15 protein-coding genes and 2 pseudogenes are annotated in these 22,031 nt (G+C 40.8%); 1 reads left to right on the top strand and 16 read right to left on the bottom strand.

What is annotated here, in order from left to right; genetic code table 11:
- Positions 1-8 precede the first annotated feature (8 nt).
- Genes HT701_RS09300 through miaA form a run of 3 tightly spaced genes read right to left on the bottom strand, consistent with a single transcriptional unit; the run spans position 9 to position 2,740 of the window.
- Positions 9-632: a cystathionine beta-lyase gene (locus HT701_RS09300; RefSeq protein ID WP_119920114.1), complete on the bottom strand. Its 624-nt coding sequence runs from the start codon at positions 630-632 to the stop codon at positions 9-11.
- Positions 625-1,863: a GTPase HflX gene (gene hflX / locus HT701_RS09295; protein ID WP_000567349.1), complete on the bottom strand. Its 1,239-nt coding sequence runs from the start codon at positions 1,861-1,863 to the stop codon at positions 625-627. Before hflX ends, HT701_RS09300 begins: the two co-directional genes overlap by 8 nt.
- On the bottom strand, positions 1,856-2,740 hold the full coding sequence (miaA, locus tag HT701_RS09290; protein ID WP_119920115.1) for a tRNA (adenosine(37)-N6)-dimethylallyltransferase MiaA: 885 nt from the start codon (positions 2,738-2,740) through the stop codon (positions 1,856-1,858). The genes hflX and miaA overlap by 8 nt, the downstream gene beginning before the upstream one ends.
- A 120-nt stretch (positions 2,741-2,860) precedes the next feature.
- Between miaA and HT701_RS09285 the strand changes: the two genes are divergently transcribed.
- Positions 2,861-3,031, top strand: a complete 171-nt coding sequence (locus HT701_RS09285) for a DUF3042 family protein (protein ID WP_001051780.1) — start codon at positions 2,861-2,863, stop codon at positions 3,029-3,031.
- Between the two features lie 145 nt (positions 3,032-3,176).
- Here the strand turns inward: HT701_RS09285 and HT701_RS09280 are convergent, their stop codons facing one another.
- The 13 genes and pseudogenes from HT701_RS09280 to ccdA2 all read right to left on the bottom strand — a co-directional run bounded on the left by HT701_RS09280 (position 3,177) and on the right by ccdA2 (position 21,870).
- The gene (locus HT701_RS09280; RefSeq protein WP_119920117.1) at positions 3,177-4,016 is read right to left on the bottom strand and encodes a thymidylate synthase; all 840 of its coding nucleotides are present in this window, start codon (positions 4,014-4,016) and stop codon (positions 3,177-3,179) included.
- A gap of 97 nt (positions 4,017-4,113) precedes the next feature.
- The gene (locus tag HT701_RS09275; protein WP_119920118.1) at positions 4,114-5,073 is read right to left on the bottom strand and encodes an ROK family glucokinase; all 960 of its coding nucleotides are present in this window, start codon (positions 5,071-5,073) and stop codon (positions 4,114-4,116) included.
- A 104-nt stretch (positions 5,074-5,177) separates the two neighbouring features.
- Positions 5,178-5,732 (bottom strand): annotated as a pseudogene (gene ldcB, locus HT701_RS11790) (LD-carboxypeptidase LdcB/DacB); the annotation flags it as partial.
- 6 nt (positions 5,733-5,738) lie between these two features.
- Positions 5,739-6,545, bottom strand: a pseudogene (locus tag HT701_RS11785) (N-acetylmuramoyl-L-alanine amidase family protein); the annotation flags it as partial.
- 49 nt (positions 6,546-6,594) lie between these two features.
- Positions 6,595-7,212 (bottom strand): alpha/beta hydrolase, encoded by a 618-nt coding sequence (locus HT701_RS09265; RefSeq protein WP_138701173.1) that lies wholly within the window; start codon positions 7,210-7,212, stop codon positions 6,595-6,597.
- Positions 7,213-8,934, bottom strand: a complete 1,722-nt coding sequence (gene pabB / locus HT701_RS09260; protein ID WP_138701172.1) for an aminodeoxychorismate synthase component I — start codon at positions 8,932-8,934, stop codon at positions 7,213-7,215. It lies immediately after the preceding gene.
- Positions 8,935-9,007: 73 nt separating this feature from the next.
- On the bottom strand, positions 9,008-16,042 hold the full coding sequence (locus HT701_RS09255) for a ZmpA/ZmpB/ZmpC family metallo-endopeptidase (RefSeq protein ID WP_172931452.1): 7,035 nt from the start codon (positions 16,040-16,042) through the stop codon (positions 9,008-9,010).
- A gap of 21 nt (positions 16,043-16,063) precedes the next feature.
- Positions 16,064-16,627, bottom strand: a complete 564-nt coding sequence (locus tag HT701_RS09250) for a TIGR01440 family protein (RefSeq protein WP_031222745.1) — start codon at positions 16,625-16,627, stop codon at positions 16,064-16,066.
- A 114-nt stretch (positions 16,628-16,741) separates the two neighbouring features.
- Positions 16,742-18,433 carry a sensor histidine kinase gene (locus tag HT701_RS09245; RefSeq protein ID WP_138705484.1) on the bottom strand — a complete coding sequence of 564 codons (1,692 nt, stop codon included), beginning with the start codon at positions 18,431-18,433 and terminating at the stop codon, positions 16,742-16,744.
- Positions 18,430-19,167: a response regulator transcription factor gene (locus tag HT701_RS09240; RefSeq protein ID WP_061864235.1), complete on the bottom strand. Its 738-nt coding sequence runs from the start codon at positions 19,165-19,167 to the stop codon at positions 18,430-18,432. The genes HT701_RS09245 and HT701_RS09240 overlap by 4 nt, the downstream gene beginning before the upstream one ends.
- A gap of 283 nt (positions 19,168-19,450) precedes the next feature.
- Positions 19,451-20,563, bottom strand: a complete 1,113-nt coding sequence (gene msrB, locus HT701_RS09235; RefSeq protein WP_138705483.1) for a peptide-methionine (R)-S-oxide reductase MsrB — start codon at positions 20,561-20,563, stop codon at positions 19,451-19,453.
- Positions 20,564-20,573: 10 nt separating this feature from the next.
- Positions 20,574-21,140, bottom strand: a complete 567-nt coding sequence (locus HT701_RS09230) for a redoxin family protein (protein ID WP_000759278.1) — start codon at positions 21,138-21,140, stop codon at positions 20,574-20,576.
- Positions 21,141-21,159: 19 nt separating this feature from the next.
- Positions 21,160-21,870 carry a thiol-disulfide oxidoreductase-associated membrane protein CcdA2 gene (gene ccdA2, locus HT701_RS09225; RefSeq protein WP_000509841.1) on the bottom strand — a complete coding sequence of 237 codons (711 nt, stop codon included), beginning with the start codon at positions 21,868-21,870 and terminating at the stop codon, positions 21,160-21,162.
- Positions 21,871-22,031 lie beyond the last annotated feature (161 nt).

The following is a 22,031-nucleotide window of genomic DNA, read 5'->3' as shown; positions in this document are numbered from 1 at the left end:
CTTTCTAATTAATCAATATATAACATAGCTGTGCGGTTTTCCGATCGGAAATAGCGCTTGCCAGAAAAAGCAGCAGCTTCTTGCAATAAATCCTCTTGGCTGTAGCCTTTGAGACGTTTACGACCATCAGCCAAGCTTTCCAAATCAGTCAAAGCTGTGAGACTTTCCACACTAACAACTTCCTCATCTCCAACAGCCTTCATATAAATCTTACCAGACTCTTCAAAGACTAGTTGATGGGGGAAAATTTGCGCAATTTCAAAAAGCAAGTCATCCGAAATCTTCTCTTCATTTTCAGAGAAAATCCGACCAAGCCCCTCACTCTCATAACAAAAACCAAAGGATTTACCAGACAGGTTAAGGCGAATAAAAGGCTTGTTTTCGAGGGTGAAACTTGGCTCAGTATTGTAAAGATTTAGTTCCTGACTGACTTCCGCAAAATAATCGGTTGCAGCTTGAGGACTCTTTTTTTGATATAGTTCTGCAAAGTAAGCATTGACCACGCTAGGTGGAGGGGTAATGAGGGCTAGTTGCTCCTGCTCTGTTTTACCAGCTAGAAGCTGATCCAGATAGGCCTTATCCAGACTTGTATAGCCCCCATATTTTAGAGCCAACGTTTTAATATCAGTCATAAAATTCCTCTAACCTCCATTTATTTTTCTCGGAAATGTAGCCTCTAATCACTTCGCCGTCCTCCTGATAATCGCGTTCTTGCAAAATCGCAACACTTTCTAAATCATGAATCTTGTAGGACTTTGAAAAAGGCACACGCAGAGTAAAGGATTCAAAAATATCCTTGATTTTCTCTAAAAACAAAGCCTGCAAATTCTCACGACTATCCTCAGACTTGGCAGAAATGAGGGCATAAGGTGTTTGGGTCGGCGTAAAATCCTCCACCAAATCCGCTTTATTATAAAGGGTCAGGCGAGGAATATCTTCCATATCTAAGTCTTTCATGATGGAAAGAACTGTTTTTTCATGTTCCTCGTGGTAAGGATTGCTGGCATCGATAACATGAACCAGAAGGTCCACATGCTTGCTTTCTTCCAAGGTTGACTTAAAACTGGACACCAGCTCTGTAGGCAAATCTTGGATAAAGCCAACTGTATCTGTCAAAGTTACTTGGAGATTGCCTCCCAGATGGATACTCTTAGTCGTCGCATCTAGAGTCGCAAAGAGCTCGTCCGCTTCATACTGAGTCTTACTGATCAAGGTGTTCATGATGGTTGATTTTCCAGCATTGGTGTAACCAATCAAACCAATCTTAAAGGTGCTTGACTCCAAACGTTTTTCTCTGACAGTCGCCCGATTTTTCTCAACCACCTTGAGCTGGCGCTCGATATCTGTGATTTGATTGCGAACGCTACGACGATTCAGCTCCAGCTGGCTTTCACCAGGTCCACGGGAACCAATTCCCCCTGCCTGACGGCTGAGCATAATTCCCTGACCAACCAAGCGAGGCAAGAGATATTTGAGCTGGGCTAGGTGGACTTGGAGTTTCCCTTCATGGCTTCGAGCCCGCATGGCAAAGATATCCAAAATCAACTGCATACGGTCAATGACCTTAACACCGAGAACTTCTTCTAGATTGACATTTTGCCGTGGGGTCAGACGGTTGTTGACGATGACAGTGGTGATTTCTTCTGCATCCACCATAAGCGCAATTTCTTCCAACTTACCAGAGCCGACGAAGGTCTTGGAATCATATTTTTCACGTTTTTGTCTGTAGCTATCTACAACGACTGCCCCAGCCGTTTTCGCTAAACTGGCCAATTCTTCCATGGAGAGGTCAAAATTGTCCATGCCCTGCAATTCCACACCTATGAGCAGGACTCGCTCCTCTTTTTTTTCCGTATCAATCATCTAAAAACTCCTCTATCTGGCTTAAAATGCGGTCTTGCACACCAGCTTCTCCAATCTGATAAAAGGTGACCTGCATGCGATTACGGAACCAGGTCAACTGACGCTTGGCAAAACGACGAGTAGCCTGTTTGAGACTCTCACTAGCTTCCTCCAAGGTCTGCTCTCCACGGAAGTAAGGAAAAAGTTCCTTGTAGCCAATTCCTTTAGCAGCCTGCACATCAGGGTAATGGTCAAAGAGCCACTTAGCCTCATCCAAAAGCCCAGCCTCAAACATCAAATCCACGCGGCGATTGATACGTTCATATAATTGACTGCGCTCATCATCCAAGCAGATAATCAATGGTTCATACAAGGTCTCTTGATTTTCCAAATCCTGACCAAAATGAGCAATTTCCAAGGCACGCATCGCACGACGACGATTAAACTGGGGAATCTCAAGACCTGCTTGCGCCACCAGATGAGCTAATTCCTCATCTGAATATGGCTCCAAACTAGCTCGATAGGCCAAAATCTCCTCATGGGGAGTCTCCCCACCCAGGTGATAACCTTCTAGCAAGCTCTGGATATAAAGCCCAGTCCCACCGGCTATAATGGCTAGCTTGCCACGGCTGTGAATATCCTCAATAGCCATCTTAGCTTCTGAAACAAAATCAAAAGCCGAGTAAGACTCGGTTACCTCTCTAACATCGATTAAATGATGGGGAACAGCTGACTGCTCTTCTGGACTAGCCTTAGCCGTCCCAATATCAAGTTCTCGATAGACTTGCTGGCTATCTCCACTAACCACTTCGCCATTAAAACGCTTGGCCACTTCAATGGCAAGGGCTGTTTTTCCAACAGCAGTCGGTCCAACAATCACAATTATTTTTGTTTTCATCTTTTTTCCTTGAAAAATTCCTATTTTTTCGTTACTATTATTATAACACAAAAAGGTCAGTCAGAAAAATGTGACCTCTTGAGGGGGCTGGCTGATTAAGAATATAAAGGAGGAAGACTCATGGCTAAAGGATTCGCTAAAGGTCTTGTAACAGGTGTCGCAGGAACTGTCGCTGCCGTTGCAGGTGCAGTATACGCATTTAAAAAGAAAGTAATCGAACCAGAAGAGCAAAAAGCAGCTTTCATCGAAGAAAACCGTAAAAAAGCAGCTCGCCGCCGCGTATCACGTTAAGAAACAAAAGAAGTTGGGATTTATTGTCTCAACTTCTTTTTCTATTCTTTTATACTCAATGAAAANNCGAAGTCAGCTCAAAACACGGTTTTGAGGTTGTTGATGAAGCGACGCTGACGTGGTTTGAAGAGATTTTCGAAGAGCCTTAAATAGCTAGGTCAAACTTCAACTGCGGCTTAACAGGGTCATAATCCACCAATTCAAAATCTTCTGCTTTGATATCAAAGAAATTAGTTCCATCAGGAACATTCAAAACCAAACGTGGTTGGCAGTTTGACGGTTCACGACGGAGTAATTCCTGAGCTTGTTCAAATTGATTGTCATAGATATGGAGGTTGTTGATGAAGTAGAAGAACTTTCCAACATTCCAGCCAAAATGCTTGGCAATCATCATCTGCAAAGCCACATACTGCATAGCGTTGATGTGGTGGGCTACTAGCATGTCATTCGAGCGCTGGGTCAAGGTCGCATCCAGATAGATTTCTCCATCTACACGGCGGACATCAAACATGGTCTGAAAGGCGCATGGGAGCAGCCCTTCTGTTTCTTCGAAAGCTTGGTAATCCCAGAGCGAAATGATATTGCGACGGTTCCAAGGATTGTCTTCCAACTGTTTGAGAAGCTTATTGATAATGTCGTGTTTCTTAACAACGGCACCATAGCGCTCACCAATGGTTCCCGTGTCTCCAACTTCCCAGTCATTCCAGTAGTGAACATTGTACTTGTCATTAAGCACACCTAGGCTATTTGATTGGTCTTGGTAAATCCAGAGCACTTCCTTGATAGCTGATTTGATAGCGATAGGGCGCAAGGTTGTGATGGGGAATTCCCCCTTGGCCAAGTCATACTCGGCAAATGCACCCGTTACATACTTGGAGTTGGCAACAGTCCCATCCTTGTACTTAGGACGAGCCTGCTCTGAGAAAACACCGTCTTTGAGGATGCGTTCAATATTTTCTTTAAAAATCGTATCTGCTTTTGTCATTTCGTTTCACCTCATTCATTGTCCTAACTAGTATAGCATAAAAAAGAAAAGAGGAACATTACTAACTCTAGGTTAGCATTTTTCCTCTTTTATTATTTTATTGCAATACAAGCGATGCTGCTCCGATAACCCCAGCGTCATTTCCTAGAGTTGCAAGAGCCAATTTTGTTGATGTGCGTACTTGTGGGAAGCTATTTTCGTCGTAAACTTTTTGAACACCTTGTAGAAGGAATTCTCCCGCAGCTGACACACCACCACCGATGACAATTGTTGATGGGTTCAAAATTGAACCGATGTTAGCACATGCGATTCCCAAGTAACGTGAGAAGTTACGGTAAACGATCAAGGCAAGGTCGTCTCCTTCTTTTGCAAGGTCAAAAACAGTCTTAGCAGTTACTTCTTCTCCGTTATCAATCAAACGTTTCAAGGCTGCATCGCCTTCGTATTCATCCGCATAGCGACGAGTCAAATTGACAATCCCTGTTGCTGAAGCAACTGTCTCAAGGCAACCTTTCTTACCGCAAGTACATGCGATTGGTTGGTCAAAGTCAACAGTGATGTGACCAAGCTCACCTGCTGCACCAGCCACACCGTGAAGCAATTTGCCTTCTGCGACGATACCGCCACCAACACCTGTACCAAGTGTCATAAAGACAACGTCTGGTTGATTATCTCCAGCACCCATCCAGCGCTCACCAAGAGCTGCCACGTTGGCATCATTATCGATGAAGAATGGAATACCCAAGGCTTTTTCAATCTTTTCTTTAATTGGTTGAAGAGTTTTCCAGTTGAGGTTGTAGGCACCGATAACAGTCCCTTTTTCACGGTCAACCACACCTGGTGACCCCATTCCAATACCTTGGAAATCCGCTGCCACCAATCCAAGCAAGTCCAAACGGTGTTGAATAGACTCAATCATATCATCTACGATATGACTTCCCTCATCCAAAATGTTAGTCTTGATAGACCATTTTCCTTGGATTTCTCCTGCTGTTGTTAAGATTGCAAATTTGATAGAAGTTCCACCAAGGTCAATCCCAATAATCTTTTGACTCATCATACTCTCCTTTTTCATTGTCTAGTAATTGAAAATGCTTACAGTACTAGTATAACAAATTTCAGTCATTTATGCAAAGGTTTGCATTTAGCTAATATAGATTTTTAATCCAGATAATCTCCACCATCAAATCCATAATATTCCTCCAGTGTCAAACCACTTGCAGCAATCTCTTTTGCTTCTTTTCCAATGTAACGTAAATGCCATTCCTCATGCATATAGCCTGTGACACTCTCTTTTCCACGGGGATAGCGAACAACAAAACCATAGTCTGGTGCATAATCCAATAACCATTGAGCCGCACCAGCATCTTCAACTAATTGACCATCTGTGCCAATCACATCAAAAGCAAGTCCTGTCTGATGTTCGCTATATCCAGGACGGGCGGAATAACGATCCGCAGCAGCCTGACCCTCTTGGTTCACATAACTTTGATATAATTGTGCTTGAGTTGCATAACTTCTAAAGCCACTATAATTATCGCTAATAGCGTATCCTTCCTTCTGCATCTGTGCAATCAGTTTTAAAAAGGCTGCTTTTGCAGTAGCATTTTCACCTGGATAGTAATCTTTAGACATAGGATAATGTTTATTGGCAACTATGATTTCATCATACTTTCCTTGAAGGCTATAATAGGACCCTTTATTGCTTACTTTTGAATTAGCTTTCCACAAACCAGTCGCACCAACATAATAACGTCCACCATCAACCCATTCATTGACAGCCATTTTACCATCTGATTTTAGATAATAATTCCCTTGCCATGTATTATAAGCATAAGATCCATCTGATGTCAAATAATACCAAGTTTGGTAAGAAGAGTCATAAACCCATTCACCTTTAGCCATTTTACCATCTGATTTCAAATAATAGTTTCCTTGCCATGCACTATAAGCATAAGATCCATCTGATGTCAAATAATACCAAGCTTGATAAGAAGAGTCATAAACCCATTCACTTTTGGCCATCTTACCATCTGATTTCAAATAGTAATTTCCTTGCCATGTACTATAAGCATACGAACCATCTGATTTCAAGTAATACCAAGCCTGATAAGAATCATCATAAATCCATTCGCTCTGGGCCATTTTCCCGTCTGATTTCAGGTAATAGCTTCCCTGCCAAGCATTTTTCACTGGATTTCCATTTCCATCAAAGTAGTACCAAGCACCGTCCTGCTTAACCCAACCACTTGTTGTTGATGAACTTGTATCAGTTTGAGTTGTAGTCTCTTGTTTTGCTTTAAAAGCACCCTTAGGGGCATTTTTTAATTCGCAAGCCACACCGTCATGATCACGGTATAACTTGGCAGAATAACCGGGGTCTCCCTCATGAATATCCGCGTATCCATTCGTCCAAGCTTCCTTACAACTCGAAAAATGAATGTTTTCCTCTGCTAACACAGGTTGTGAAAACAATGCTAAAATTGACAACGTCACCAGACTCATTTTTAAAAATAGACGTTTGTTCATTACTTTCTCCTCTAACGATGTTATCGATTTCAATATTATTTTATCAAACTTATTTCAGCAATTCAAGGAAACTTCTGGTCTTTTCTACAAACTCCTTTGGTTTTTCCTTATTCAAGACATGAGGGCCATCTGGGATAATCTGAAATTGGGATTCTGATATTAGTTTATGAAGACTTCTCATAGAACTAAGATTCGGTTTATCTTTGCTGCCACAAATTAGTAAGGTTGGATAGGGGCAATTCCCTGCTATATCCGTTAAGTCAAGTGTCTTCAATTCTTTGGAAATACCTATTATAAAAGTCTTGTCTGCTCCCTGTTTTTCAAATACTCTTTTGGGAAGTAGTTTAAAAATCAGCAACTGAAGATAAAATAGGATATTCCCTGCTAATTTAAGCGGGCATCCTGACAGAATCAAAGCTCGAAGATTTGGTGAATCGTAACTGGAAAGTTCTAGTGTCAGGGCAGCACCTAAGGACAATCCAATCAAAACAAAAGGTTCTGTCTCTTGAGCTAGGTGCTGATAAACTCGCTCTTTAGCTTGTTGATAGTTACTAACTCCAGAAGGAAATAACTCGATAGCCTCAGAAGGATAATCTGTCAGTAGATTCCGAACTTCTTTCCAAGACTCTTCTGACTGCCCTAACCCATGCAAAAATATCAATTTCATCTAGTTCTCCTCAAGGCTTAGTTCATACAAGCCTCTCACTGCATTACAGCCGTAAATAGCTTCTGCTTGGGTTAAATCTGCCAAGGTCAAGACTTTCTCTTCTACCTGTCCTGTTTCCAGCAAATGCTGACGGTAAATTCCTGGCAAGATTCCAAGTCGGATAGGCGGTGTGTAGAGTTTCCCAGCAATTTTCAAAACCAGATTTCCGATAGAGGTTTCAAGCAGTTCTCCTGACTTATTGTAGTAAATGATCTCTTGCTCCCCTAAACTCAAGTATGGTCTATGAGTCGTTTTAAAGTGGGTAAAAGCTTGCTGCAAATTGGCTTCTTGCAGACAAAGTTTAGCCTGGCAGAACTGTGGACTAAGGGGTGTTAATACTTGACGATTGACTTCTATCTCTCCAGATTTGCTAAGGCTGATTCGCAAGCGGTAATCTTGATTAGCATCACAAGTCTGACACTCTTCTTCAATCTTTTGTCTCAAAATTTCTGGGTCAAAAGGAAAGGCAAAATATCGACTAGCTTTTATCAGTCTTTCCAGATGTTGTTCTTCAAACAGCAGTTGTTTTTGGCTGATTTTCCCAGTCGTAATCAGCTGAAAACGAGCTTGTTTACGATAGAGAACAGCCGCCTTTTGATGAACCTCGCGGTATTCAGATTCCCAAGTGCTATCCCATGTAATGCCTCCGCCAACTCCATAGATGGCTTTCCCTTGATGCAGTTGAATGGTCCTAATGGCCACATTAAAAATCCGTCGTCCATTTGGAAGCAAGAGACCAATCGTTCCACAGTAGACTCCACGCGGTTGTGGCTCCAAGTCCTTGATAATCTCCATTGTCGCAATTTTCGGTGCGCCCGTTATGGATCCACAAGGAAAGAGAGAGCGAAAAATTGTAACTAAATCAACATCTACTCGCAACCGACTCTTGATGGTCGAAGTCATCTGCCAAACAGTTGAATACTGCTCTACCTGACACAGACGCTCCACGTGCTCGCTCCCCACCTCAGAAATACGGTTCATATCATTGCGCAAGAGGTCCACAATCATCATATTTTCAGACCGATTTTTAGGATCCTGCTCCAACCAACTGGCCTGTTCAAGATCTTCTTGGTCAGTTACCCCACGCTGAGTCGTTCCCTTCATCGGTCGCGTTGTCAACTCGCGGTCATTTTGCTCAAAAAAGAGCTCTGGGCTCATGGAAATCACTGCCATCTCATCATGTTCAATATAGGTATTGTAGCCCGCCTCCTGTTCTACCACCATACGATTGTAGATAGCAAAAGGATTGGCATTTAAGTCTTGTTTGAGTTGAACGGTGTAGTTGACCTGATAGGTGTCTCCCTGCCGCAAATGATGATGTATCTGTGCAATAGCCTCTTCATAGTCTGCTGCAGACGTTACTTCCTGCCAATTTGAAGGCAAATCAACCTCATCATAAGTCAGAGGAATAGGGGATGTTTCTACGCTATCATGAACAGTAAAGTAAAGCAAGTACTCACCCAGTAGGGGATCCTTGTGAACTGCAAACTTCTCCTCAAAAGCAGGTGCAGCCTCGTAGCTGACATAGCCCACCACATAATAGCCCTGCTCTTGATAGCTTTCCACTTGTGACAGCAAGGCTGTTACTTCCGCTAAATCTCTCGTTTTTAACTCTTTGATAGGCTGGGTAAAGATGTATCGCTCCCCCAAAGCCCTAAAATCAATCACTGTTTTTCTATGCATACCTTAAGTATAGCATAAAAAGGCAGATACAGACAAAGCTGATCTACCTTTTTACTCATCTATTTAATACAATCTATGCTTTAAAAAGTTTTCCTGAGAATCCGTCTGATTTTTGAAGAAGTTGTTTATAAACTTTTTCTTTAAGTCTAACAGTATTGTCGAATTTATTCCCTTGCAAATCTTTTTCAACAGCTTCGTTGAATAATTCTTTAAGTCTAGCGTAAGTCGAAATTTTCTCACCATCGATTTCGATTTCAACAAAACCGTTCTGAGCTTTATCGTATACTTCTTTATACCATTCTTTCTTCCAAACTTCAAGTGATTTGAATTTACCACCAGAAACTTTATCGATAATGAAGTCATCACCTAGACCTTTATGTCCCGCTTTTTGAGATTCTTGTTTATATTTATTCGAAGCATAACCTAGGAAACCATTTAAGTACCCGAAATAACCCCACATACGGAATGTGTTGTGCTTGAAGGAGATAGAACCAACAGCACTTTGACTTGTATTACCACCGTAAATACCAGCCATCATACTTACTGTTTGATATGCCGTATCAAAACCTTCGGCGCGATAGTATTTGTTATCAGGCATATTATGTTTCGTTACATAATTACCATCTACAAGGTCATCAATACTTGTCAATTTCTTCTTATTCTCTTCGTCATTCAAGTTACGAAGCAAGTCCCATTGGTGTGGTTGCCCAACTAATCCATTTCGGTCAGCTTTTTCACGCCATTTTTTGTCCATCTTCTTGAACCACTTGTCGTTAGTTCCTTGGTTTTTAGCGATAACAGCATCAGCCTCTAAATGGTCAAGCATCATAAGCGCTTCATTGTAGTTCTTCATGTAATGGTCAATCTTCTCACGACTGTCTAACAATCTAGGATTGTAATTGTACCATTGTTTACCGTCATTTGGTCGTTCATAAGCCATATTAAGACCTAATGCACCATAATCCCCATTTGAACTTGTCACAGCCGGTGATTGCAACATACCTTGAGCAAACGCTTCTACGTCAGTACCTTCACGGTGTCGCCATCCACCTAAATATGCCATACGGTCATTAATGTGTGTCGTTTCATGCGTAAACGCAGATGTACCGAAATCTGTAATCATGCTCGATAAGATATAGTATACCGCTTCTGAATTTTGTGGATTATCAAAGATATATGCGTATGCCCCCGTACCATTATTTCCATGCCATTTACCTGTAGGTCCATAGAACTCACGAACTGGTGCATAATCACCATTTTTATGGTGACCCATGCGATCTGACCAACCATATCCCCAAACATCTTGACTATCCCAGATTGCTGATGGAACCATATTTTCAGATTTGAGCAATCTATCACGTACATTGTCAGCAGCAAGTCTAGACCAGAAGTCTAAGTAATTGATTTGCTCTTGCGCACGTAAATCAATTTGTTTCTTAAACGCTTCACGTTCAGCTTCTGTATTCTTACCATATTTCTCAAACGCACTAAACGCTAATGTATTATAGGTTGAAATCAAGAACATATGAGCTTTCTTCGTAGTGAGAAGTGGTAAAATGTATTTACCATGTTCACCATTGTTCAAGTTTTCATAAAGGCGATATTTCTTGTTGGCAAACGCAGGGTTTGAGGATTGTTTTTCAACAATATAGTTGGTATGCGATACAGCTTTTTTATACCAAGTATTGATGTCAGTTTCTTCTGTGAATAAACGCATATTATAGTTTAAGAAACCGTTTAACTCACCGATACCAATCGTTCCACCAATTACTTCACGATAAGCTTCTAACGTTCTGTTACCTTTAATATTATTTTCTTTAGAACCAATCTTAATCAAGAAGTCTAACACATTAACATTTTTACCATAAAAGTCAGGTTTGAATAGCATTAATTCTTTAATATTAAAGTCATCGAATTTAACACCGTAGTAACGATTTAGGTAAGCTAATCCAAGAAGAACAGCAGCCTTATTGTCATCAATCTTCTTGATCAAGGCGCGTTTAGCAGATTCATCTGTGTTTAATTGATGATCTTCATTTTCAAGCAACTGTTTCACAAATTTCGCCAGATTATCCTTGACTTCTTTGAAGGTTTCTTCGAGGTAAAGGTTCTTAATCGCATTTACTTTGTTAGGACCGGTTCTATTTAGGTGTATGTAGATAGGATCTGATTGTAGCTCAACTGGGCTTAATTTTTCAACGATAGCATTGATAAGATCACTACGGTCTTTGTCAACGATATTAGGCGTATAGACAACTTCTCCGAGTTCAGCAATGCTGTACTCTTTCACTTGTTTGACATTAGATTCTTTCAGCGAAACAGTAAAGATGTCTTTGGTCTTATCAGCATAGTGCACCAAAATGTGGTCAGCATCAGCCAATTCTGTTACAAAGGCATTGCCCTTCATAGCAGTAACTGATAGGACTTCCTTGGTCATAAGATGACTATCAGCAGCTAATTTATTTCCTTGGTTTACAATCCATTCTTTATTGTAGAACGGTTGAAGTTTTTCGATATTACGGTAGGCAAGTTCACGAGATGCATCATAATCTTGAGTATCTTTATAAGTATCAGCTTTTGGTTTAGTATTGTTAAGTTTCTCTTCAATAAGAGGTTTAATTTCGAATTTATCAGCAGTAATTCCGAATGACTCTATTTTCTTGTTTGCTTCTTCCAAGCTGATTTCTTGGATTCGATTACTACGAGAACCCTTAAATGAGTGAGAACCTTCACTCACATCTTTAACAACGTAGTTTCTTTCAATCCAGTTTCTTGTATAGTATCCATCTTCTGCTTCTAAATCTCTAGATCCATAGAATTCTTCACCGTTTTTAACTTTCATCATTGAGACTGTATCAGCAACACGCCCCCATGTCCAGTTTTTACTAATGAATCCACCAACATCAACAGGATTTTTCACGTTAATAGTACCTTTAGTAACAGCGTTGCGAACAGATGCATACTTATCAATTCCATTAGGATCAGAACCGTTATCTGTTCTAGCAACAAGTCCACCTACACGTGCTTTATCTGCGGTAATATCAGCATCTACATATGCGTGTTTAATATTTCCTCTCCAAAGTTCTCCGGCAATACCACCGATATCCCAAGGTCTATTACCAACTCCTGTTAGTTTACCAATAAAAGCAACATTTTTAAGAAGCCCACCTATGTCTCCCTTATTAACAATACCAGCAATACCATCTTTACCTAGAATGCTACCTGTTACTTTAACATTTTCTACAGTACCATTTTTAAGTGCTCGCGATAGTGCTGAAATATTTTCAATCCAAGGCATATTAATATTAACATTACCTAAATTAATGTTTTTAACTGTTCCACCTTCAATGTTATCAAATAACTGACGAGCCATATTGTGGATTGTGTATTGTTTACCATCAACACTTGTTAAAGTCCCACTGAATTTACCAGGAACATATTGTTTATTTGGTGTTGGTACATTAGCTGCATTTAGATCTGCACCAAGTTTGAACTCACCGCTAGGGTTAGCTTGCATATCTTTTACAAGCTCATTGAAGTTGTAGTAAACATTATCTTCTTTTGCTTTTTGTTTTTCAAAGTAATGAACATACTCTTCGCTAAGTGTGTTATCAGCATTACGTTGAACTAAGTCTGGTGCTTTGGCAGTAACTTTATATAAAGTTTTTCCGTCTTTTTCTACTTCTTCAATCTTGTCAACAGCAAGTCTTGTAACTTTGTTGTCATGAGTTGTAACTCGTAGGTAAAGTGAAGCAACATTCGTTGGGTTTTCTGAAAGTAAACTTGAGTCAGTTTCAACACCTGCATCGTCAACACTTATTAAGCTTGTTTCTTTAATATTTTTAATTTCAACTTTTTTAAGGTCTAATTGTATTTGTTTATCTTCTAATGTTTCAGTTTCTTCTTGACCATTACCTCTATCATAAACCATAGTAGTAGATAGAGTATACTCTTTGAAGTATTCTACATTGTCTAATAACGCATTTAGATTATTTTCTGTTAGATTCACAGTCTTAACAACTTGTCCATCTTTTTTCAGGGTAGCTGTGATTGATTTAATTTTTGTCTTAGTTGGATTCTCTAGAGAATACTTAGCAACTACTTCTTTATCTAATACTTTCTTATCAGTATTTACAAATGTTAATACTGGTTTTGCAGATAATGGAACTAAGTTTTTGATAGCTTCTTCTAATCTTCTAGTAGCTGCATCTACTTTACTTTGAGTAGCAGTTTCATCTGTATTTACAGGAGTTAGCGCTGTAAGAGCTTCTTCTAAAGATTTCCATGTTTGAGTAGTGTATTCTTCTTTACGTTTGCTGTTAGCTGTGTTAATAGCCGTTTGTAATGCAGTTTTATCTACAGCAAGAGCTTTAATAGCGTCTTGAAGAGCTTGAGTAGCCGCATCTATTTCACTTTGTTTAGGAAGAGGAGTAGTTCGGCTGTTGATTTCTTTTGCTTTTATTTCAGCATTTTTGAAGTCATTCCAAGTTGTTGGACTGTAGTCAGCTTCTTGTTTAGTTTCTGCTCTTGTTATTTGTTCTTGTAATTTTGTTTTATCAACAGTAAGAGCATCGATAGCAACTTTAAGTTTTTCAGTTGCATCCTTGATTTGAGCTTGAGTAGCTTTGTCGTTGTCTTTTACAGCTTGAGCGTCAGTTTTCGCTTCTTCTAGAGCGCTCCAAGATACAGTACTGTAGTCAGTAGCAGTCTTAGACTGAGCATCAGCAAGTTGTTTTTCAAGTTCAGTCTTATCTGTATTTAATCCAGCAATAGCGGCTTTAAGTTTTTCGTCAATGTGATTTACTTCGCTTTGTTTTGTTGCTGGGTTGCTTGTAACTTCTTCAGCTTCAGCTAGTACAGTTTGAAGATTTGCCCAAGTTGCATCGCTGTAGTGTTCTTTAGTTTTTGATTTCGCATCAGAGATAGTTTTGTTTAAGTCTGTTTTATCAACGCTTAGAGCGTCAATAGCAGCTTTAAGTTTTTTAGTAGCTTCGTCGATTTGAGCTTGAGTAGCGGTAGCCTTATCTTTTACAGTTTGAGCGGCATTTTTCGATTCTTCTAGAGTGTTCCAAGATGTAGTACTGTGGTCAGCTTGAGTTTTTTCATTTACAAGATTCAGTTGTTTTTCAAGTTCAGTCTTATCTGTATTTAATCCAGCAATAGCGGCTTTAAGTTTTTCGTCAATGTGATTTACTTCGCTTTGTTTTGCTTCTGGTTTGCTTGTAACTTTTTTCGCTTCGGCTAATACATTTTGAAGGTTTGTCCAAGATGCATCACTGTAGTGCTCTTTAGTTTTTGATTTCGCATCTTCGATAGTTTTGTTTAAGTCTGTTTTATCAACAGTAAGAGCGTCGATAGCAGCTTTAAGTTTAGCTGTCTCGCTATCTACTTCAGGTTGTTTTACAGAGTCAGAAGCATATACACCTTTTGCAGCTTCTAAAACAGATCCAAGAGCATTGTAACTTGCTGGTGAATAATCAGTAGGAGAAACTGAACTAGCTTTATCAATTTGATTCTTTAACTCACTTTTATCAACTGGTTCTTTAGTACCAACACCCTTTATTTCATCTACTGGATTGGTTGTTATTGTATCCTCTAGTACTTTACTGGACTGTCTACCATCAGTAGTAGTGACTTCAGTTAAAATAGTGCGTTCGCCAGCAACACCTTCTCGAATAACCCTTGTTTTTCCCTTAGCGAGGTTCTCATCATCTTGCTCAACTGTCTTAAAAGGCACAGGCTCTTTAGTTACTATAACTTCAGACTTAACCTCTATTACATTTAACACACCTTCTTCAGGAGTTGTTTTATGTTCTACTGCTGGCTGTTCTACTTTTGTTTCTTCATTCTGATGTTCTGCTGGTTGAGCAGCTGGTGAAGTTTCTGTTGGTTGACTTTCTGGTTCAACTTGAGCTTCTACTGGTTGTTCTTCTTGTTTCGGTATTTCTTCCGCAGTCTTCTCTTCTTTAGAAGCTTCTGGTTGCTTTTCTGGCTCGACTGGTGCCTTTTCGTCTTCTCTTGGTGCAACTGGTTCACCTGCTTGTTCAACTTTTGGTTCCTCTGTTGGTTCCGTTTGTTTTTCTACAGCAGGCGTTTCCACTTTTGGTTCTTCAACAGATTGATTAACAGTCTCCTCTTTTGATTCTACTACTTCTGGCTGTGCATCTTCTTGTTTCGGTGTCTCTTCTGCTACCTTATCCTCTTTAGGATCTTCTTGTTGTGATGATTCTTTTGGTGTACTTGGTTGCTCCGGTTGTGTAGGTTGCACGGGTTGTTCTACTGGTGGTTCAACTTTTGGCTCCTCAGCTGGTTTATCTGATGGTTGACTTTCCGATTTGACTGGTGCTTCTTCATCTGTTTTTGAATCAACTACTCCACTTACTTCTTCAACTGGAGCTGATTCTGCTGAAGCTTCTTTCCCCTCTTCTGCTTTAGGAAGGGTGTCGTCAGTAGGTTTTACCTCCGATTTTGGTTCTTCCTTTGGATTTTCTTCTGTTTTAGGAGCTTCCTCTGTCTCTACTGCTCGGTTTTCTGGCTTAGCTTGCTCCTGATTTGTTGTTACTTGGGGATTCTCAACTTCGACCACAGTTACCTCTTCAGGTTTAGCTGAGTCTTCTTCTAAAACAGTGTCCAAGCCAAGCGTTTTGAGGATGTCACCTGATAGATAACCAACATAGCGATAGCCCTCCATTTCAACAACACCCTCTCGACTAGCCGGTGCTAGAGTAGCAACTGGATCTACAGCTCCTGCACTAGGAAGGACTACCAATCCCATAGCTCCAACTAGAAAGACGCTGGCAATTTTCTTTCTCTTGTAGATTAAAAGCAAGCTCCCAACAGTCAGCAAACCAAAAGCTGTCAAAACAGATGCTTCTGTCCCTGTTTGTGGCAGCTGATTTTTTTGATACACCAAACCATAAACAAGTTCATTTCCATCAGGCTTTCCTGTCTGAATTAAATCTTTAGCTTCTTGTGAAATAACCTCTTTATCTACATAGTGATAGGTGGCTGCGTCCACTACAGAAGGAGCCATCAAAAGGCTTCCAAGAAATACAGAACCTACAACTCCCTTAATCTTACGAATTGAAAAACGGTCTTTTTTAAACACTTTCATCTCCTTTATTTATTCTCACGACTTTCTGATAGAATCTTGCGGATAGTGCGCACGCGCACCTCCGATTAATTTTGGACGACTAGCCAGCGCCGTTACATGGGCATGACCAATCTCTCTCAAAAGAGGGCGAATCGGAACCTGAACATGCTTGACATGCATACCAATTGCAGTATCTCCGATATCCAATCCAGCATGAGCCTTGATAAATTCAACCTCAACTGGATCTTGCATAAACTTAAAGGCTGCCAATTGACCTGAACCTCCTGCATGGAGAGTAGGAAGGACACTGACGATTTCCAGACCAAACTGCTCTGCCACCTGACGTTCAACGACGAGAACCCGATTGACATGCTCACAGCCTTGAACAGCTAGATGAATTCTTTTTTCTTCTAGGAGATCTAGGATGGTCTTCACAATGATTTCGCCAATTTCTTGGCTGGATTCCTTGCCAATCTGACCACCTATCACTTCACTAGAGGAAAGACCCAAAACAAAGATAGATCCTTGCTTCAAATTGGCCTTTTCTAAAACATCTTTCACTATCTGACGTGTTTCTCTTTGAATCTGTGTCTCGTTCATCTCTGCTACCTCTTTTGTCACTATCTATCATACCGTTTTTTCTTGTTTTTAGCAAGATAGACGACCTGGAAAGCTTGCCCAATTACGCATAAAACTCCCAGAATTGACTGGGAGTTAACTAGTTTCTATTCTATTTATGTATATTTCAACCGTCGTTCCTTTGTCGGGTGCAGAATCAATCTTCATCTGGTAATGTTCTCCAAAATGAAGTTTGAGACGCTGATCGACATTTTGAAGACCAACTCCCCCACGTTTGAGTTGACTTTGACTACTATCACCAGCATCTTGGAAGCCAACTCCATCATCCTCAATGCGGATGACCAAGCCTGTATCCTGTTTCTGGACAGAAACTCTAATATGTCCCTGACCTTCCTTCTCCTTGATGCCATGGTAAAGAGCATTTTCCACCAGAGGTTGCAAAACCAACTTGGGCAAGACTAGGTTATCAAAGGCAGGATTTTCAGCAATCTCGTATTCCAGCTTATCTCCATAGCGTTGTTTCTGGATAAAGAGATACTGGCGGACATGATTGATTTCATCAGACAGGCAAATCAAGTCCTTGCCTTGATTGAGTGCCAAGCGGAAATAGGTCGCCAAGGACTTGGTCACCTGAACCACTCGCTGACTATCCTGAAATTCAGCCATCCAGATGATGGTATCCAAGGTATTATAGAGGAAATGAGGGTTAATCTGGCTTGATAGGGCTTGAAGTTGGTACTGACGGGTCGTTTCTTCCTGGCTACGAATAGCTACCATCAACTGATCAATCTGATCCAACATGGCATTAAATTGGCGAGTTACTTCTCTCAGTTCATAGGCACCAACTTCCTTGGCACGAAGATTTTGAGCACCAGAAGCAATTTCCAACATGGTTTCTCTCAAGTCCCTTAAAGGAGCAATCCAGCGTTTAAGACTTAACCAAACCAAGAAGAGACAGACAAGAAGAGATGTGACACTTGCCCCAAGCAAGGTCCACATGAGTTGACTCCGAACCTGGTCTAACTTCTCCAGCGAAGACACGCCAAGCACCGTCCAATCAGTTCCTGCAATCTTTTCCTGACTGACGTAGGATTGGTGATCTAGCGTATAGCCCTGACCTGTCTCGATATAGGGTTTCATGGCCTCCATTTCGCTAGACGAACTATAAACTGTGTGTTGAGGATGGTAGACAAATTCATGGTTTTCATTGATAATGAAAGCAAAGCCCTGCTGCCCCAACTGGAGTTGGTTGAGATAGGCTTCCAGAGTTTCGTAGGAAATATCCAAGCGAAGCACGCCCAGATTAGCTCCCTTTGCATCAACAAGTTCTTGAGTGACAGAAATGACCCATTGACTATCTGATTTACGAGCTGGAGTCAAAACGGGCATGGCTCCCTGATGAATGGCCTTTTGATACCAATCCTCAGCCATCATATCTGAAGAAGTTTTCATCTGCACAGTGTCATCTGTAGAAATGACCTGACCAGATTTGGTCACCAAAACCACTGCTTTCAAGTCCTGGTCTGCCTTTAAGATGGTCAAAAATAGATCTCGGATTCCCTTGACCTTATCTTGACTGGGATTCTCAGCATAGGCTAGGACATCCGTCTGCTGGGTCAAACCGGTCGAGGTGGTTTCTAATTTTTTAATATAAGACTGAATAAAGTGGCTAGTCTGGCTGATGGTCGTTTGGCTGTTGCCTTCAATGGTGGTCTCAATGGCTGAAGAACTAGATTGATAGTAGAAAGTCCCGACCAGAGCTAGGAGAATAAGAAAGACCAAAAAGATGGAAATAACCATTCTGACTAGGAGAGAAGAACGCTTCATCGGCCTTCTCCCTTCTTAAACTGACGAGGTGTCACACCTGCAATCTGTTTAAAACGTTGGGTAAAGTAGTTCATATCTTCAAAACCAACCTTTTCAGCTATCTCATAAATCTTCAGATTTGTAGTTAAAAGCAAAAGCTTGGCTTGTTTGACACGTTCTCTCACCAGATAATCCTGAAAAGGCAGGCCCAGCTCTTTCTTAATCAAGGAACTCAGATAAGTCGGACTAAAACCTAAGTCACTGGCCAAAGACTTTAAACTAAACTGGCTATCAGCCAGATGGGACTGGATTTTCTGGGCCATGTTTCCTTCAAACTTATCGGTCAATAAATCTTGTAACTGCTCTTCTTTCTCTTCCTTGTCCAACTTTTGCTTGATTTTCCCCAACATTTCCTCAATATCCTGACGAGAAAAGGGCTTGAGCAGGTAGTCATCCACACCGAGTTTGACAGCAGACAAGGCATAATCAAAATCATCGTAGCCAGTCAAAAAAACTAGATGAACCTGAGGATAGGTTTCCCGAACCAGACTGGCCAACTGGATGCCATTTAGCTGAGGCATGTTGATATCGGTTAAAATGATATCTGGCACCTGTTTTTGGATCAATTCCCAAGCCTGCCTTCCATTTTCAGCCTGACCGATGATTTCCATATCGTAGGCTGCTACATTGACCAACTTGGTCAAGCCCTGTCTTACCAGATATTCATCTTCTACGATTAAGATTGTATAGGTCATGCTTCTCTCCTTTACCACTTACTAGTATCAGTATAGCAAAATTCTCCTCTCACTGCTTAGGAAAGACTTCTTATACTCAATGAAAATCAAAAAGTAAACTAGGAAGCTAGCCACAGGTTGCTCAAAGTACAGCTTTGGGGTTGCAGATAAAAATCCTTGATATTATGTGTTTTATTGTTAGAAAATTTGCTTTATTTTCTCCTCAAATTGAGTTTTTGCCCCGTCTCAACCCTACCCACGACAAGGCGATGCTGACATGGTTTAAAGCGATTTTCGAAGAGTATTAATCAACATAATCTAGTAAATAAGCGTAGCCTTTTTCTTCCATTTGGTCTTTGGGAATAAAGCGGATAGAGAGGCTATTGATACAGTAACGTAAGCCGCCCTTGTCCTGTGGACCATCCGTAAAAACATGCCCAAGGTGAGAATCTCCTACTCGGCTCCGCACTTCCATACGCGTCATATTGTAGGACTTATCTTCCTTGTAGGTGACAACATCTGGACTGATGGGTTGGGTAAAACTAGGCCAGCCACAACCAGACTCAAATTTGTCTTTTGATGAAAAGAGAGGTTCCCCAGTTGCTATATCCACATAGATACCGGATTCAAATTTATCCCAGTAACGGTTTGAGAAAGCTCGTTCTGTTTGATTTTCCTGGGTAACTGCATACTCCTCAGGTGACAGGGTCTTTTTCAATTCCTCATCACTTGGTTTTGGATATTTGCTGGCATCAATGACAGGATAGGCCGCCTGATTAACATTGATATGGCAGTAGCCATTTGGATTTTTCTTGAGATAGTCTTGGTGGTAATCCTCTGCCACTACAAAATTCTTCAAGGTTTCCTTTTCAACTGCTAGAGGTTGATCGTATTTCTTAGCAACTTCATCAAAGACTTGGTTGATTACCTCCAAATCCTTGTCATCTGTGTAATAAACACCAGTACGGTACTGGGTTCCTACATCATTTCCTTGTTTATTTTTGCTGGTTGGATTGATAATGCGGAAATAATGAAGCAGGATTTCCTTGAGGGAAATTTGATTGGCGTCGTAAGTGACATGGACGGTTTCCGCATGTCCTGTTTGGTTGATCAATTCGTACTTGGTTGTTTCCCCTCTACCGTTTGCATAGCCTGAAACGGCATCTGTCACTCCGGGAACGCGGGAGAAGTATTCCTCCACTCCCCAGAAACAACCTCCAGCTAGATAAATTTCGTGCAAATCTGCATCTTTACTAACTTCTGTTTTTTTCACTGTTTTTCCTCCTTGGCTAACTGCCGCTTTCTCAATTTGCGAGGCATCTGTCTGCCCTGCATTTCGTATCAATAGAACATAGAAACCGGTTATGGCTAGAAAAAATACTCCTAGCAACAAGAAGATTTTTAACTTATCATTCATAAGACACCTCCTAGGCTAATTCCTTCAAAGTTTGCAAAATTGCATCTTTTTCCATGAATCCTGGATGTGTTTTGACCAACTTGCCTTCTTTGTCTATAAAGGCTTGGGTTGGGTAAGAACGGACACCATAAGTTTCCAAAAGTTTGCCTGATGGGTCAACTAGGACTGGGAGATTTTTATAATCCAATCCCTTATACCAATTCTTAAAGTCCGCTTCAGATTGCTCTCCCTTATGTCCTGGTGACACTACTGTCAAGACCACATAGTCATCACCAGCTTCTTTAGCAATCTCATCCGTATCTGGAAGACTAGCCAGACAGATGGAACACCAAGAAGCCCAGAATTTGAGATAGACTTTCTTGCCCTTGTAATCAGATAAACGGTAGGTCTTGCCATCTACTCCCATCAATTCAAAATCAGCCACCTCTTTCCCTTTAGCTGCGCTTGTTTTACTAGCTGTCTGCTCCGTCTTCATTTCATCTTTCGTTTGGTGTTCACTAGTCACGGACTTGCCTGAACAAGCCGTCAAACAAAGGAGCGAACCTGCTCCAAGAACACATGTTTGCCATTTTTTCATACTGATATTCCTTTCCATTTTATTCAAATAATTGACTTAAAATTGAAGCATTTCCAAACAGAACTAAGAGTCCCATCACGATAATAAGAAAACCACCCACTTTTTTGAGGATTCCGAGATAGGGATGAAGTTTTCGGAAATGTTTCAAAACATAACTAGAGGTCAGAGCTAGAAGCAAGAATGGTAGCGCCAAGCCCAACGTGTACACCAACATGAGACCCGCTCCCTGCCAAGCACCTGAGCCACCTGAAGCCGCCAAGGCCAAAACAGAGCCAAGAACCGGCCCCACACAAGGCGTCCAAGCAAAACTAAAGGTCAAGCCCAATAAAAATGCCTGACTATAGCCCTTACCATTTTGCCCCTGTCCTTGCAGTTGTAACCTCTTTTCCTTATAAAGCCCCTTAAAGTGTAGAATCTCCATCTGGTGCAAGCCTAAGAGAATGATAACCGCACCCGTCACATATTGGAACCAAGAAGCATAAAGCAAGTCGCCTAAAAAACCAGCTCCATAGCCCAACAAAATAAATATAAAGGAAATTCCTGCTATAAAGGCCAGAGTTCGTAATAAACTAACAACTGAGATGGAAAATTTGCCACTAGAAGCCTGAGCACTATCCTTATCATCTAGTAACACCCCTGCATAGACTGGTAACAAGGGTAAGATACAAGGAGAAAAGAAGGATAGAATCCCTGCCAAAAAGACACTTAGAAAAAAGAAAATATGACCCATAAAGTTCCTCCTATCATTTTATTGATAGATTTATTATACTCCTTCCATTTTCGAAAAAACAGGGACAATGATAGGGAAAAATAGGAATTTAATCAGATGATTTAGAAATCTTGGACAAAAACTATACAAAAACTGTCAAAGCACAAAAGCGCATAGTATCA

It is taken from the genome of Streptococcus sp. 10824, assembly GCF_013276595.1.
GTDB lineage: Bacteria > Bacillota > Bacilli > Lactobacillales > Streptococcaceae > Streptococcus > Streptococcus pseudopneumoniae.
Note: the sequence above shows the minus strand (reverse complement) of the source record. Positions and strands in the feature narration are given on the sequence as shown.

What these genes read in the sequence shown, in the direction of transcription:
- HT701_RS09300 (WP_119920114.1), bottom strand. Translation starts at nt 632, where the DNA reads ATGACTGATATTAAAACGTTGGCTCTAAAATATGGGGGCTATACAAGT.
- hflX (WP_000567349.1), bottom strand. Translation starts at nt 1,863, where the DNA reads ATGATTGATACGGAAAAAAAAGAGGAGCGAGTCCTGCTCATAGGTGTG.
- miaA (WP_119920115.1), bottom strand. Translation starts at nt 2,740, where the DNA reads ATGAAAACAAAAATAATTGTGATTGTTGGACCGACTGCTGTTGGAAAA.
- HT701_RS09285 (WP_001051780.1), top strand. Translation starts at nt 2,861, where the DNA reads ATGGCTAAAGGATTCGCTAAAGGTCTTGTAACAGGTGTCGCAGGAACT.
- HT701_RS09280 (WP_119920117.1), bottom strand. Translation starts at nt 4,016, where the DNA reads ATGACAAAAGCAGATACGATTTTTAAAGAAAATATTGAACGCATCCTC.
- HT701_RS09275 (WP_119920118.1), bottom strand. Translation starts at nt 5,073, where the DNA reads ATGAGTCAAAAGATTATTGGGATTGACCTTGGTGGAACTTCTATCAAA.
- HT701_RS09265 (WP_138701173.1), bottom strand. Translation starts at nt 7,212, where the DNA reads ATGAAATTGATATTTTTGCATGGGTTAGGGCAGTCAGAAGAGTCTTGG.
- pabB (WP_138701172.1), bottom strand. Translation starts at nt 8,934, where the DNA reads ATGCATAGAAAAACAGTGATTGATTTTAGGGCTTTGGGGGAGCGATAC.
- HT701_RS09250 (WP_031222745.1), bottom strand. Translation starts at nt 16,627, where the DNA reads ATGAACGAGACACAGATTCAAAGAGAAACACGTCAGATAGTGAAAGAT.
- HT701_RS09245 (WP_138705484.1), bottom strand. Translation starts at nt 18,433, where the DNA reads ATGAAGCGTTCTTCTCTCCTAGTCAGAATGGTTATTTCCATCTTTTTG.
- HT701_RS09240 (WP_061864235.1), bottom strand. Translation starts at nt 19,167, where the DNA reads ATGACCTATACAATCTTAATCGTAGAAGATGAATATCTGGTAAGACAG.
- msrB (WP_138705483.1), bottom strand. Translation starts at nt 20,563, where the DNA reads ATGAATGATAAGTTAAAAATCTTCTTGTTGCTAGGAGTATTTTTTCTA.
- HT701_RS09230 (WP_000759278.1), bottom strand. Translation starts at nt 21,140, where the DNA reads ATGAAAAAATGGCAAACATGTGTTCTTGGAGCAGGTTCGCTCCTTTGT.
- ccdA2 (WP_000509841.1), bottom strand. Translation starts at nt 21,870, where the DNA reads ATGGGTCATATTTTCTTTTTTCTAAGTGTCTTTTTGGCAGGGATTCTA.